At 61.1% G+C, this 13,664-nt stretch carries 11 protein-coding genes, 1 pseudogene and 1 riboswitch; of the genes and pseudogenes, 3 read left to right on the forward strand and 9 right to left on the reverse strand.

Going from position 1 to position 13,664, the window contains the following annotated elements:
* Positions 1-45 precede the first annotated feature (45 nt).
* The 5 genes from PYH37_RS22145 to PYH37_RS22165 all read right to left on the reverse strand — a co-directional run bounded on the left by PYH37_RS22145 (position 46) and on the right by PYH37_RS22165 (position 5,869).
* Positions 46-1,050, reverse strand: coding sequence for a FecCD family ABC transporter permease (locus PYH37_RS22145; protein ID WP_280733555.1), 1,005 nt, complete (start codon positions 1,048-1,050; stop codon positions 46-48).
* Positions 1,051-1,330: 280 nt separating this feature from the next.
* Positions 1,331-2,278: an ABC transporter substrate-binding protein gene (locus PYH37_RS22150; protein ID WP_280733556.1), complete on the reverse strand. Its 948-nt coding sequence runs from the start codon at positions 2,276-2,278 to the stop codon at positions 1,331-1,333.
* Positions 2,275-3,120 (reverse strand): ABC transporter ATP-binding protein, encoded by an 846-nt coding sequence (locus tag PYH37_RS22155; protein ID WP_280733557.1) that lies wholly within the window; start codon positions 3,118-3,120, stop codon positions 2,275-2,277. Before PYH37_RS22155 ends, PYH37_RS22150 begins: the two co-directional genes overlap by 4 nt.
* A gap of 18 nt (positions 3,121-3,138) precedes the next feature.
* A complete protein-coding gene (locus PYH37_RS22160) occupies positions 3,139-3,585 on the reverse strand; it encodes a DUF1636 family protein (protein WP_280733558.1) in 447 nt (148 codons plus the stop codon).
* Positions 3,586-3,693: 108 nt separating this feature from the next.
* Positions 3,694-3,906, reverse strand: a riboswitch (cobalamin riboswitch).
* 184 nt (positions 3,907-4,090) lie between these two features.
* Positions 4,091-5,869, reverse strand: coding sequence for an SLC13 family permease (locus PYH37_RS22165; RefSeq protein WP_280733559.1), 1,779 nt, complete (start codon positions 5,867-5,869; stop codon positions 4,091-4,093).
* A 334-nt stretch (positions 5,870-6,203) separates the two neighbouring features.
* On the opposite strand from PYH37_RS22165, the gene PYH37_RS22170 reads away from it, so the two are divergent.
* Positions 6,204-6,479 carry a hypothetical protein gene (locus PYH37_RS22170; RefSeq protein ID WP_280733560.1) on the forward strand — a complete coding sequence of 92 codons (276 nt, stop codon included), beginning with the start codon at positions 6,204-6,206 and terminating at the stop codon, positions 6,477-6,479.
* A 155-nt stretch (positions 6,480-6,634) separates the two neighbouring features.
* Positions 6,635-6,931 carry a hypothetical protein gene (locus tag PYH37_RS22175; RefSeq protein WP_280733561.1) on the forward strand — a complete coding sequence of 99 codons (297 nt, stop codon included), beginning with the start codon at positions 6,635-6,637 and terminating at the stop codon, positions 6,929-6,931.
* Between the two features lie 240 nt (positions 6,932-7,171).
* Here PYH37_RS22175 and PYH37_RS22180 read toward each other — a convergent pair.
* Positions 7,172-7,942: pseudogene (locus PYH37_RS22180) on the reverse strand (siderophore-interacting protein).
* A 417-nt stretch (positions 7,943-8,359) separates the two neighbouring features.
* Between PYH37_RS22180 and PYH37_RS22185 the strand changes: the two are divergent.
* On the forward strand, positions 8,360-8,728 hold the full coding sequence (locus tag PYH37_RS22185; RefSeq protein WP_280733562.1) for a hypothetical protein: 369 nt from the start codon (positions 8,360-8,362) through the stop codon (positions 8,726-8,728).
* A gap of 233 nt (positions 8,729-8,961) precedes the next feature.
* Here the strand turns inward: PYH37_RS22185 and PYH37_RS22190 are convergent, their stop codons facing one another.
* From PYH37_RS22190 to PYH37_RS22200, 3 genes are all read right to left on the reverse strand, one after another.
* Positions 8,962-9,318 (reverse strand): response regulator, encoded by a 357-nt coding sequence (locus PYH37_RS22190; protein ID WP_280733563.1) that lies wholly within the window; start codon positions 9,316-9,318, stop codon positions 8,962-8,964.
* Positions 9,319-9,327: 9 nt separating this feature from the next.
* Positions 9,328-12,414 carry a CheR family methyltransferase gene (locus tag PYH37_RS22195; RefSeq protein WP_280733564.1) on the reverse strand — a complete coding sequence of 1,029 codons (3,087 nt, stop codon included), beginning with the start codon at positions 12,412-12,414 and terminating at the stop codon, positions 9,328-9,330.
* Positions 12,415-12,922: 508 nt separating this feature from the next.
* Positions 12,923-13,501, reverse strand: coding sequence for a LabA-like NYN domain-containing protein (locus PYH37_RS22200; RefSeq protein ID WP_280733565.1), 579 nt, complete (start codon positions 13,499-13,501; stop codon positions 12,923-12,925).
* Between the last annotated feature and the right edge of the window lie 163 nt (positions 13,502-13,664).

Here is a 13,664-nt window from a genome sequence, read left to right on the forward strand (position 1 = left end):
AGGAGAGGAACGCAGACGCGAGCCCTGCGCATTCAAGGCCCAGCCTCACCCCCGCCGCCTGAGGATCGCAACGAAGGCAATGCCGCCGGCAAGCCCGGTGATAACGCCGATCGGCATGTCTTCGGGCGCCATAACGACGCGGGCGACGAGATCGGCGAGGATGAGCACCAACGCTCCGGCAAAGGCGGAGAGCGGAATGACGCGCACATTGTCGCTGCCTGCGAAGAGGCGCACGAAATGCGGGATCATCAGGCCAACGAAGCCGATCGCGCCGGAAAAGGCCACCATGACGCCGGTCAAAAGCGCAGTGACGACGAAGAGCGTCAGGCGGAAGCGGCGGACCGGGATACCGAGCGTCATCGCCGTTTCGTCGCCCATGGCGAGCGCGTTGATCTCGCGCGCCCGGACGATAAGCCAGCCGAGGCATGAGGCAAGCGCGAGCGCCGGATAGAGGAGATGCGGCCATTGCGCGAGCCCGAGACCGCCGAGCATCCAGAAGATCACGGTGTGGACGGCGCGCGGATCGCCGAGAAAGATGAGCAGGTTGCCGCCGGCCGTGAGCGTGAAGGCGACGGCGATGCCGGCAAGCACGAGGCGGTCGGCGCCGGTGCCGAGCACGCGGGTGACGAGCGCGACCAGCGTGGTGGCGGCGAGCGCACCGGCAAAGGCAAAGAGCGGCACCGTCGCGAGCCCCAGAACGAGGCCGGTATGGAGCAGCGCGACGATCGCTCCGAGCGCGCCGCCCGCCGAAACGCCGAGGAGATGCGGATCGGCAAGCGGGTTTCGGGTGACCGACTGCAGCACCGCGCCGGTGACCGCAAGCCCTGCACCGACCAACCCCGCCAGCACCACGCGCGGCAGGCGCACATCCCAAACGATGCTTTCCCGGCCAGCCGACCAGAAGGCCTCGACACTGCCCGGCGCGAGCTTGGACGCGATGATCGACCACACCGTCGCGACCGGGATCGGCGCCGATCCGAGCGATACGCCGGCAGTCACGGTCAGGCACAGCAAAAGCAGCGCCGCGAGGAAGAAAAGCGCGGGTCTCACGTTGGTTTCATACTTTCCGCTTCAGACCTACAGCGCCGCGCGTCTTATCAGACGCGCAAAGGACGCTGTAGCGCCTTGAATTGCTGCATGTTTTTATCCTTAAATCGGCTACGATTTAAGGAAACATGCAGTAGAGCAAGCGCCGCACCAGTGATGTGACGACTTGTGATGAAAAATTAGAACTTTATGCCGCCTTCCTAATCTATTGTGTGAGAAGTGGCGTGATGGAAAGTCGGCATGTGGATGTTCGGCGGCGTTGTTCCGCTTGCCGCTGCCGCACTCACATCACTTCTGCATGAAAACTCTTCGCCAGCCGCTCGATGGCGTCGACGTTGCGCGGACCCGGCGTCGCCTCGACGTAGTCGAGTACGACGAAGCGATCGTTCTTCACCGCCTCGATGGTCTTGAAAGCCGGATTGTTCTTCATGAAGGCGATCTTCTGCTCGGCCGTCACTTCGCCGTAGTTGACGATGACGACGACCTCCGGATCGCGGTCGATCACCGGCTCCCAGGAAATCTCCGTCCAGCTCTTCTCGACGTCGTCCATGATATTGTTGCCGCCGGCCGCCTCGATCATCGCTGTTGGAATGCCGTAGCGACCCGAAGTGAACGGCTTTTCCTCACCCGAGTCGTAGACGAAGACCCGGGTCGGGCGCCGAGCGTCCTTGATCTTTCCGGTAATCTCGGCGAGTTGCCGGCGATAGCCCTCGACCAAGTCCTCCGCCCTCTCCTCCACGCCGAAGATGCGGCCGAGGTTCAGCAGATCGACGAACATGTCCTCCATCGTCGGCTTGCCCTTCGACATTATGTGGATGCAGCTCTCCGTAAGCTCATAGACCTTGATGCCGAAAGGCGACAGCGTCTCCGGCGTCACCTCCCCACCGACCTTCATGCCGTAGTTCCAGCCGGCAAAGAGGAAGTCGGCATCGGCGTTCAGGAGCACCTCCTTGGTCGGATATTTTTCCGCAAGCTCCGGCAGTTCCTTGACGCCCTCGCGCAGACGCTCGTCGAGCGTCTTCCAGCCGGAAACGCCGGTATAGCCGACCATGCGGTCCTCGAGCTTGAGCGCCAGCATCATTTCCGTGAGATTGACGTCGTTGGAAACCGCCCGCTGAGGTGCGGCGTCGAAGGTAACGTCGCGGTTGCAGCTCTTGACGGTGACGGGGTAGGCAAACGCCGGCGCGGCGCCAAGGAGAATGGCGCAGCCCGCGAGAAAAATTCTGTTCATCGGATGTCTCCTGTGGAGCGAAAGAGGGAAATTCGAGAGCTGGATGCCTCGGCGGGCGGAAGCGAGAAGGAAAAGCGGGAAGCATAGCCTTCGGCGGCCGCATGTGCCGTCGCGTGAACGCCGAAGGCGGTGGAAAGGGCCGATGGCCGCAGCACCTCTTCGGGGCTCCCGAATGCAGCGAGCCGACCTTCCGTGATGATCGCGACATCGGTCGCGAACTCGGCCGCGAGATTGATGTCGTGGAGCGTCGTGACAATGGTGAGCTTCAGCCTCTTCAGGAGCTCGATAATTTCGAGCTGATGGCGGATGTCGAGATGGTTGGTCGGTTCGTCCAGAACGATGATGCGCGGCTCCTGCGCCAACGCTCGGGCGATCAGCACCCGCTGCTTTTCGCCGCCCGAAAGAGTGGCGAATTGGCGCCTGGCGAGATGCGCGAGATCGAGATGATCGAGCGCGTGCGCCACCTGGTTCCGATCCCGTTCCGTCCAGCCGCGCATGCCCTCGCGCCGTGGGATGCGGCCCATCATCACCACATCGCGTACGCTGAAGGGAAAATCGCCGGGCATCTCCTGCAGGACGACGGCGATGGTCTTTGCCGCCTCGCGCGCCGTCATCGCCCAGAGATCGACGCCATCCACCTCGATCCGACCGGCAATCGGCTGCACCGCGCGATAGAGGCAGCGGAGCAAGGAGGTCTTGCCGGCGCCGTTCGGGCCGATAATCGCAAGCCGGCTGCCCGGCCCGATGGAAAAGCCGATATTGCGGACCAGCCGCAGGCCCGGACGCGGCCCCCATTCCAGTCCCTCGACGCTGAGTGCCGCGCCTTGCTCAACGCAGCTCATGAGACACCCTCCCCGCCGTCACTGGAACCATCCCACGCTCTCCTCGGAAACGAGGAGCGCCGCAGGAGTGCGGGCGAGCGTGTTGCCGGTGAGACCGGCGCAAAAAAACGGGTTAGCAGCCGCATCCCGCTCCAATGTAGAAGGATCTGCTGCATGCATTATGCCGCCGCCGCCTTCGGCGTGGGCGGCGGCAAAGCTGACGAGATCGTCGACATCCTCTTCCGGCGCGATGTCACCGAAGAGGTAGGTCGCCTTGGCGGTTGCCTGGAAGGCGATCGTGCAAGGCCGCGTGCAGCCGGCCATGCACACCGTGCCGGCGATGGAAAAATCCTCGCCGAGCGGCTGGCCGAGTGCCGAAACGCTGCGGTTCAACAGCGCCAGCAGTTCGGCGCCGAGCCGGCAAGGCCCGCCGGTGAAGCGGCAATCGGTCGATACGGTTATCTTGTGCTGTCGGAAATTCGCCATGTCTGTTCTCCGCCGGATTGGGCCGGAGAGAAAATGGCGAAGATGCAGTGAAGCGGTCGCCCGCTGTGCCTGAGCCAGTTCTTTTCCATCGGAACACCCCGTCCGTTGTGGTTGATCGGTTCGATGGCAGGTCTCCTGGCTCGCGGGTCGCTGCGCATCCACGTCTTCCCGGCTTTTCGCCAGTGACATGGTGTGAATGCGCTTTCCGCTCACAGTTGCGGGGGCAGCCACGGTTTCGGCCCCTTCTGGGTCGTCCTCACCGTGTTCCCTTTTCAGCCACTGCCGAGTCACGGCAGCAGCACCATCGCACTCTTGGTGGCACGAATCGCCGCACGAGGCAACGGGTGGAAGGGAGGCGGATGCGGATATCAACACGGTTGGCCCCGGCAACAATTTGCGATGCGTGATCGTTGTTATAAAATAACATTACGTGCGGCAAGAAAAATTTGGCTGGAAGCTCCCGTATTCGCGGTGGGGATGCCTCGCCGCGATACTGCCGCCCGACTCAGCGCACCAATGGCCATACCCACATCAGCATCGGCACGGCGACGAGCACGATCACGATCGAGAGCGGCAGGCCGAGACGTGGATAGTCGCTGAAGCGATAGCCGCCGGGGCCCATTACCAGCGTGTTGCACTGGTGGCCGATCGGGGTGAGGAAATCGGAGCCGGCGCCGATTGCCACCGCCATCAGGAAGGCGTCCGGGCTATAGTTGAGGGCCGTCGCGAAGCTTGCGGCGATCGGCGCCATGACGAGCACCGTGGCCGCATTGTTGAGGAAGGGTGTGACGGCCATGGCGGCAATGAGGATAAGGGCGAGTGCGCCGGCCGGCGGCAGGCCCGAGGCCACACCGCTGAGCCAGCCGGCGATGAGATCCGATCCACCGGTTGTGCGCAGCGTATCGCTGACCGGGATCAGCGCCGCCAGCATCACGAGGATCGGCCCATCGACAGCGCGGTAGACGTCGCGCAGTGGAATGACGCGGAAGACCACCATGGCGAGCGCGGCCGCAAAAAAGGCGACCGGCACCGGCACGACGCCGACGGCCGTCGCGCCCATGGCCGCCGCTAGAACGAGGATCGGCACGGTCGCATAGCGGATGGTGCCTAGCAGGATTTCCCGTTGGGCCAACGGCAGACAGCCGAAATCCTGGAGGAACGACGGCAATTCCCGGCGCGTTCCCTGCAGCACGACGATATCGCCGGCCCGCAGCCTTATGCTGCCGAGGCGCTGCTTCAGCCGCTCGCCCTGGCGGCTGACGGCAAGCAGGTTGACGTTGTGCCTGTTGAAGAGCGCGAGACGCTGCGCCGACATGCCGATGAGCGGCGAGCCGCTGGCGATCACCGCCTCGATCGCCTCGATCTCGACACGCGCCTTGTCGTTCGGCGTTGGCGAACGATCGCCGGAGATCTTCAGCTTCGCCTGGGAAACGATGCGGTCGAGCGCCGCCGGCCCACCTTCGAGCAGCAGGATATCGTCGGCTTCGATCGCTATGTCGGGCAGCGGCGCCAGATGCGTGCCGCGGCGGAATATGGCAATGACGACCGCGCCCCCGTCGCCGAGCTTGACCAGGCTGCCCAGCGGCTTGCCGATTGCCGGAGAACCGGCCGGGACCACCGCCTCGGAGGTGTAGTCGGTGATCTCGATCGCGTCATGCACTGCGGCCTGCTGGCTCTTGCGCTCCGGCACAAGCCGGTAGGCGAAAAGCAGAAACACCGCGCCGACCAGCGCCAGCGACGCGCCGACCGGCGTGAAGTCGAACATGGTGAAGCTCTCGCCGGTCAGATCCGCGCGCATCCGCGACACGACGACGTTCGGCGAGGTGCCGACCTGCGTCATCAGCCCGCCGATGAGCGCGCCGAAGGCCATAGGCATCAGAAACACCGAAGGCTGCACATTCGAGCGCCGGGCGAACTGAAAGGCAACCGGAATCATGATCGCGAGCGCCCCAATATTCTTGATGAACGCGGAAAGCACGGTGACGGTGACGACGAGAAGCGCGAGTTGCGCCCGCACCGATTGCAGGTTCGGCAGGAAACGCTGGATCGCCGCATCGACGACGCCCGAACGCGCAACGCCGGCGCTAACGATGAGCGCGCTGCCAACGATGATGACGATATCGTCGCTGAACCCGTCGAAAGCGCGATCGAAGGGTACGATACCGACGGCCACCGAAAGCATCAGCGCCGAACAGGCGACAACGTCATAGCGGAAGCGGTCCCATATGAAGAAGACCATCATCGTGCCGAGAACAAGAAATGAAAGGGACTGTTCGGCGGTCATAGGCGGTACCCAAAGCACTGACTGGTCGGAACCTTTTACAAACGAACCCGCGCAGCCGCCACCGAACCAAACGCGCACGCAGTCGGACGGTTCGCGCGCCGTTCATAGAGATCGGCGAGCCCAGCTACTACATCCTTCAAAGCACCCCGGGGAATCAACCAAAATATCAGTAAATCGCCGGCCAGCCGGCATGCATCACCAAGAAATTGCACCGGAGCTGGTCGTTCCTATGATCGTTGCCGGATAAAGAATAAGATGATGCGGCAGTTGATGTGCAACGACCGGTCCAGCGCAACGAGATGGGGCGCTGTGCCGATGCTCAGGAACATTCGCCATGAAGATCGCCCTGCTCGCCATTTGTGCAGCCCTTTTAAGCGCCTGCAGCTCGACAGTGGTCGGCTATGGCAGCCAACTGGAACCGATTCCAGGCAGCATCACTTACGGCGGCCAGCCGCGCACGAGACTGACCAAGGCGCCGGTCGGCAGCATTGTGCCCCACCAGTTCTTCGATAATTTCGGCCATCGCGTCTATGAAACCTACATTATCGAGCCGGACCGCTCGCTGCGGCTGACGAGCCGTCGCATCGATTACGAAGTCTTCAACGACTGATCGATTTCGAGTGACGCTCGAAGAAAATCGTAGAGGAGCATTATTGCTCTCCCCCTTTGCGGGGTTCTCAGCGCGGCTGACGAGCCGCCGGATAGACTGTGACGTTTTCAGCGATAGATAGAAGGGAGACGGATCCTGAAATTGCGAGGATTGCCATGAAACATCTTCTTGCCGCCCTCTGCACCGCCGTTCTGCTGAGCGGCTGCGAGGCCACCGCCGTTGGCTACTCGGCAGGCTACTCGCCCTACCTTGAGCCCATTCCCGGCAGCATCACCTATCGTGGCCAACCGCGCACGCGGCTCACCAAGGCGCCGGTCGGCAGCATCGTGCCGCACCAGTTCAACGATCGGTTCGGCCGCCGGGTCTATGAGACCTACGTGATCGAACCGGACCGCTCGCTGCGGCTTGTAAGCCGACGCTATCGCTTCGATTTCTTCGGCGACGACGACTGATCTGTCCGTCACGCGGTTGGCGACCGGCGGACGAAGGCCACTGTTGCCAAAGGTATTCACGGACCGGGCGCGCCGTAGAGTGCGCGGTGCCCGGCCGGGCGGCAATGGCCTATCCTCCTCCTCCTCACGCTCGCTCGAAGCGTCGTCCAGGTCACGGTCGAGCAATAACCGCGAGGCTCGCCGCACGCTCGGTGGCGCCCGGCGATAGAAACGTACCAGACGATCGGCCCGTCGGCCCTCTCAGTCGAACTTCTCGTGCGCGTCCGCCTTTCCCATCACCCAGTAGCCGGATGCTTTCGTCCAGGTGAGCGGATGCCCTCGTTGTTCCACGAGATAGGAGCGGATTGCCCGCGTCACGGCGGCTTCGGCGGCAACCCAGACGAAGGTTTCCGGTTTCAGGTCCGCCTGCTTCACCAAAGAAAGGAGAGCCGAGGGGTTGGCGGCGTCGGAAAGGGGGCGGCAGGCCCAGAGCATGTTCAATTCGGCCCGCGTTTCGAACGCCTGACGCTCCTGCGGGTCCGCTACCGCGACGACACTGGTGATCTCGGTACCCGCGCTCGCTTCTTCGATCCTGCGGCCGATGGCCGGAAGCGCGGTCTCGTCGCCGACGAGAAGCCAGCGTTTGACGTCTGCCGAGACGATCTGAGAACCGCGCGGACCTCCGATTTCGAGCCTGTCGCCGGGCCGGGCATCAAGCGCCCATTGGGTAGCGGGACCGGCGTCGTGAACGGCAAAGTCGATCACGAGCTTCGCGAGTGCGCGTCGTATCGGCGCGGCGTGTAGTCGCGGCGTGCCTCTTCGCTCGAAGACGTGGGAACGATGACCTTCACATGGTCGTCCGGCCCGAGGCTGACGAAATCCGCAAGGTCCTCACCGGTGAGTGTGATCCGCAACATAGCGGGGTCAACCGCTCGACATAGCGACCGTGAGCGACCGCCGCCTCAACTCATGACGCACGCGTTCGATGCGAGGGGCGGCCGTTAGGAGACCTGAATGATCTGAAATATTCATTTGTGTCCTTTCGAGACTTTCAGCCTCGGTTCTGCAGGACACAGTCGCGCAGACCGAAACGGGAAAGGCGTTCGATCATACGCGTTGAGTGACGTTAACGCTTACGTGCATGAGCGTGGCGCTCATGCAGATGACGAGGCTTTGTACGATGTCGCCCCACTAGCGGCAAGCCGGGTTGAGGCTTCGCCGTTCACAATATGTTGAGCGGCGTTGTCAACATTATGCATTCCCGCCAGCCAGTCGGGCAAAAGGCGCGCCGCCGGGATATTAACTTAGTAACCTATCGAAATACTGCTGGACGAGACCCCGTTTCTTCTAGATGCTTTGCGGCGTCGACACGGCTCCAATGCGAGCTTGGACCGATAGGACTGGAGGATAGGCCCCTCATGTCCCGCTCCGAGGAGCGGAGCGCATGTAATGTCTAGCCGGTTTGTCATCGCCATCGTCGCTCTTGCCTGCACCCTGGCCGGAATCGTCATTTCGCCGGTCGTGGCGAGACTGCCGGCATTTGCGCCGTTAAACACCCATGCCGATGCGATCGTTGATCGGTCCGGCGGGAACAACGATGCCTCAGGCAAAGCGCCCCATCGCGGAAATTCCCCAGGTGCCGCAACGGCGGTCGAGATTGCCGAAACGAGGAAGGAAGACTACCCGTCGTCATCAGCACTTTCGCCAACGTGCAAGCGCCGTCCAGCGGTCGTCGATCACGCCTGCGAGAGCAATTCCGTTGATCGAGCCCAGCATCTCGATGTCGGTAAAACCGCGAAAATATCCGCGCGTGCCTGAAGCATCTGAAGAGCCTCGTCGGCATTGGCGGCTTGGAAGACCTTGAATCCGGCTTCCATGAGGAAATCGGCCGCCGTCAAACGCACGAGCGCTCGTCCTCGACGAGAAGCACGACCGGGTTTGCTGACGGGAGCTTATCGATTTCGCGCAGGCGAAGTCTCCAACAATTGCGCGAAACGCCGAACGTGGGTCTTTGTCCCGCTGGAGGATCCGCGTACAGCGCCGTGTCAGATTCAGTCCTTGCAAAGACGGGCGACGGCCGCAGCAAGAAAGGCCGCGTCAACAGGCTTCGGGATGACTTCCCGATCCTTTAGATCCGGAGGTAGCTTTTCGTCGGAATAGCCGGTCAGAAATGCGAATGGCACTCCCTTGGCATTCAGGCGTTCCGCCACCGGAAGACTTGTTTCGTTCCGCAGTTGAATGTCGAGCAGTGCAAGATCGATTTCCTGCTTCTCTATGGCCTGGAGCGCCGTTTTCACCGAAGGGACAGGGCCAACCACCTGGTATCCTGCTTCGCGGAGGCTAGCTGCGTGATCTTCCGCAATGAGCCATTCGTCTTCGACAATCAGGACGCGAGCGCGCCCGCGCATGGAGCTCACCTACCTTTCATACGGAAATGAAATCCGCACCAACAGGCCTTCCGGACGGAACAAAGTCTCCACTTCGCCGTCGAGCCGGTAGCCGATCTCTCCCTTGAGCAGAGAAAGGCCGAAGCCCTCCTTCTCCGGTTTCGTCACAGGCGGGCCATCATTTTCCTGCCAGGCGAGCCGGAAGCGGTCATTCGCCAATTCCCACTCAACGAGAACCTTCCCTTCTGATTTGCTCAGGGCACCATATTTCGACGCGTTGGTCGCGAGTTCATGGATCGCCATGCCTACCGACAGACCCTGCTGCGGGTTGAGGCGGAGGTCTGGCCCACGCAACTCGAAGCGACTGGAGCCGAACGCTTCGAGTTCCTGCCGGACAAGGTCTTCGACAGGAGCCTCGGTCCAGTGCGACTGGGTCAAGAGACCATATGCTCGGGCCATTGCCTGCAAACGACCGTTCAGCGCCGCGTGGAATTCCCTGGGTGACCGCGAGCCCTCCAACGTGTGGTTGGCGATGCTGATCACCACGGCAAGCATGTTCTTGACCCGATGATTGAGCTCCGAGACCAGCGTCTGCTGGTGCGCCTCGGCTTCAGCCATTCTTGTCACGTCGACCACAGTGACGACGACACCTTCGATGCGCGCCGCCTCGTCGCGATAAGGTATCAAGCGTACCAGGTAGTGTTTTCCGTCTCCGTCGCGAGCAACGCGATGTTCCATGACGTCTCCCGTTTTGAAGACCGAGGCGATCTGTTCCTTAAGCTCGGGATAGTCGAGCTTGCTCGAAAGCTCTGTGAGAGGCCGGCCTATGTCGGATAGCCGAATGTTGAAGAACGAGGATGCCGCCGGCGTAAAATTACGGATGACGAGGTTGCGGTCCAGGAAGACCGTCGCGATCTGGGTGCTCTCGAACAGGTTTTTAAGATCGCTGTTCGCGTGATCGAGCTCCTCGATTTTTCCGCTTAATTCCGCGTTAATCGTGCTCAGCTCTTCATTGAGGGACTGCATTTCCTCTTTCGAGGCTTCGAGTTCCTCATTTGTCGATTGCGCCTCCTCGTTGACCGAAACGAGCTCCTCGTTAGAGGCTTTCAGTTCTTCAAGGGCCGTCTCGTATTCCTCGATTGTCGATTGCAGCCGCTCCCGCGTCTCGCGCAACTCACGCTCCAGATCGGTGGTGACATTCGGACCGCGCCCGCGCTGTTGGGCCTCCACACGGCTTTGCGCCGGCCCGGCGGGATCGAACACGATCAGGTAGAGAGGCTCGCCGGCTCCCCTATTCGCCAATGGCTCAACGGTCAAAGTGATCGATTGAACCCGATCATCGTCGTCATCGATGACGACATTTTCGCGCACCACGATATTTTGCGTGGAGACGGCCTCACGCAATGCCGCCCGCAAATCGAGTCGCAGGCCCCGCCTCGCCGTTGTCAGGATTTGGCGGCTCGGGGCGCCTTGCGGAAGCTCGAGATATTTGCCTGTTCGAGCGGAGTAGTAGAACGCCTCTCCATCGCCGTTGACGACCACGTGCGCCGGCGCAAACCGCTCAAGAACGTGCGCCTCGACCGCCTGTCGCAATGGATAGGACGCGACCCTCCCTCCATCGCCATGACGTGCGGCGGTGGTAACCGTCCGCGGCTCTCCTGCGAGGGCCGGAAGCCTGGGCACCACCGAGGCATGTTCCCGCGCCTGAAAAATGCGGTTCTTCTTATCGAGCGTTGAGAAGAGGTCCCCGTGCTGACTGATGCTTTCAGAGGTTCCGAGGAAGAGATAGCCACCTGGCTTAAGCGAATAGTGGAAGGTGGGAATGACCCGGTTCTGCATCTCTTGACTTAAATAGATCAGCAGATTGCGGCAGGACACCATATCCATGCGCGAGAAAGGAGGATCGCGAGTGACGCTATGTGGTGAGAACACGCAGAGTTCACGCACGTCGTTGCTGATGACAAAGCTCGAACCGTCGTTATTGAAGTAGCGTTGTTTGCGCTCGGGCGTAAGCCCTTGCAGCAGCGCTGCTGGATAGCGGCCGGCTCGCGCGACGCTAAGTGCTGGTTCATCAATGTCCGTGGCGAAAATCTGGACGCGTGGCACCTCCGACAGTTTCTCCATATGCTCGCGCATGAGGATCCCCAGCGAATACACTTCTTCGCCCGTCGCACAGCCCGGAACCCACACCCGTACGGTGTCACTTGCCCCTCGCCCCTCGAACAGACGAGGGATCACCAGTTGATCGAGTACGTTGAACGCATCGGGGTCGCGGAAGAAGTTCGTGACATTGATCAAGAGGTCGCGAAAGAGATTCGTCACCTCGGCGGAATCGCTCCTGAGCAAGTTGATGTAATCGGGCAAGGTTTGGAGCTGCAGGATCTGCATGCGTCGCTTCACACGCCGCAGGAATGTTTTCGGTTTATAGCCGGAAAAATCGTGTCCCGAGTGGCTGCGAAGAAGCGCATAGATCTCGGCCCGAGCTTGCTGAAGATCAGCCGCCTCCTGGCCCGCCAGATCTTGAAGGGTGTTGAAGCTATGCGCGAAGGCGACGAGTTTCTCGCCCATTTGATCGGCCGGCACTGCAATATCGATCACGCCGCTGGAAATCGCACTTTGCGGCATGTCCGGGTTGCGCGGGCCCGTACTGTCGCTTGCCTGCGCGATCGTCAGGCCGCCGCGCTCCTTGATAGCCTTCGCTCCCAGCGTTCCGTCACCATCCGCGCCGGAAAGGATGATACCGACAGCATGTTCTCCTTTATCTTCGGCCAGCGTGCTCAGAAAGATATCGATCGGCTTGCGCTCCCGATTTGTGGCGTTGGGCCGGCGCACCCGCAATCGCCCGTCGTCGATGGAAAGGATCGTGTTCTGCGGCATGACGTAGACATGGCCGGGTTCCGTCGTCATCCCGTCCTCGGCCACGAACACCGGCATATCGGTGTAGCGGCCCACCACCTCGTGAAGTAAGCTTACCCGTTCGGGGCTCAAATGTGTGACTATGACGAAGGCCATGTTCGTGCCGGCCGGAAGGCCTCGGAAGAAGCCTTCCATCGCAGGAATGCCACCGGCTGACGCGCCGATGCCAACAATCGGAAATTTGTTGTATGCGGATGTCATGCGACGACCTCGATTGTCACAATATCAACGAATGACATTGAAGATTGATCCCCGACAGTAAGCCCAAGCGCAATCTGCCGCCAGCAAGCTCCACCCGAAATTGCGCCTGGCATTACCCGACGAGGTGAATCGATGGACAGGTAGCCAAGGGCAAGGTTGCTGCCGCGATCGTCTCTTTTTCTTGCGAAGCACAAGTTGCGAAATGGCATACCGAACTGTTCGTGGCATCATTATTTACTGCCGCAAGTTCGAGGCGCAAACCAGAATCCGTCGCGGGCGGGTCCTTTCGGATGGGCGGCGGCGAGTGCTGCTTATTGGCTACTGCATGTTTCCATAAATCGGAGCCGATTTAAGGATAAAACATGCAGCAATTCAAAGTGCTACAGCGACCTTTGTGCGTCTGAAAAGACGCACGGCGCTGTAGCAGGGAAGGCTTCTGGCGGCCGAGACGAAGCTCGGCTACCAAGCGCGCGTTTGAATGGCGGGTGGCGGCGCTGTAGGGCCCGTATTACCCTTCGACATCCTGGGGCGCGGTTTCGACCCCGTGTGGCGCCCGTTCGGGATGCTCTCGGCTTATCTCGCCGCGGAGTGCGACGAGATCAATGAAGTGATCGGCCTGGCGGCGCAGGTCGTCGGCAATCATCGGCGGCTGCGTCGACATGGTCGAGACCACCGAGACCTTGCGGCCCTTGCGCTGCAGCGCCTCGACCAGCGTCGTGAAATCGCCGTCACCTGAGAAGATCACCAGATGATCGACGGTGTTGGACATCTCGAGGGCGTCGATTGCCAGCTCTACGTCCATGCTGCCCTTGATCTTGCGCCGCCCGAGGGCGTCGGTGAATTCCCTCGCTGGCTTGGTGACGACCTGATAGCCGTTATAGTCGAGCCAATCAATCAGCGGGCGGATTGAGGAAAATTCCAGCCCCTCGATGAGCGTCGTGTAGTAGTAGGCCCGCAGCAGATACCCGCGTTTCTGAAACGCCTTGAGCAGCTTGCGGTAATCGATATCGAAACCGAGGCTCTTCGATGCGGCGTAGAGATTGGCGCCGTCGATGAAAAGAACGATTTTCTCGCGAGGATCGAACATTGTGGCTTCTCTTTCTTCCCCACGCACTGACCAGGTTCCGAACTTAAGCTCATCCGCTACTTGGCGGAATAGAACTCTCGTTGAATATCCTACGCCAAAACGGAATAGCCGGGAGCCCCATTATACCAAACCTGCAACTGTGGTTAATCGCATTGGGCATGGA

It is taken from the genome of Sinorhizobium numidicum (assembly GCF_029892045.1).
In the GTDB taxonomy this organism is placed as follows: Bacteria; Pseudomonadota; Alphaproteobacteria; order Rhizobiales; family Rhizobiaceae; genus Sinorhizobium; species Sinorhizobium numidicum.

Coding starts and splice junctions, on each gene's coding strand:
- PYH37_RS22170 (WP_280733560.1), top strand. CDS start 6,204: ATGAAGATCGCCCTGCTCGCCATTTGTGCAGCCCTTTTAAGCGCCTGC.
- PYH37_RS22155 (WP_280733557.1), bottom strand. CDS start 3,120: ATGAGCTGCGTTGAGCAAGGCGCGGCACTCAGCGTCGAGGGACTGGAA.
- PYH37_RS22190 (WP_280733563.1), bottom strand. CDS start 9,318: ATGCGCGGGCGCGCTCGCGTCCTGATTGTCGAAGACGAATGGCTCATT.
- PYH37_RS22150 (WP_280733556.1), bottom strand. CDS start 2,278: ATGAACAGAATTTTTCTCGCGGGCTGCGCCATTCTCCTTGGCGCCGCG.
- PYH37_RS22160 (WP_280733558.1), bottom strand. CDS start 3,585: ATGGCGAATTTCCGACAGCACAAGATAACCGTATCGACCGATTGCCGC.
- PYH37_RS22195 (WP_280733564.1), bottom strand. CDS start 12,414: ATGACATCCGCATACAACAAATTTCCGATTGTTGGCATCGGCGCGTCA.
- PYH37_RS22165 (WP_280733559.1), bottom strand. CDS start 5,869: ATGACCGCCGAACAGTCCCTTTCATTTCTTGTTCTCGGCACGATGATG.
- PYH37_RS22185 (WP_280733562.1), top strand. CDS start 8,360: ATGTCTAGCCGGTTTGTCATCGCCATCGTCGCTCTTGCCTGCACCCTG.
- PYH37_RS22175 (WP_280733561.1), top strand. CDS start 6,635: ATGAAACATCTTCTTGCCGCCCTCTGCACCGCCGTTCTGCTGAGCGGC.
- PYH37_RS22200 (WP_280733565.1), bottom strand. CDS start 13,501: ATGTTCGATCCTCGCGAGAAAATCGTTCTTTTCATCGACGGCGCCAAT.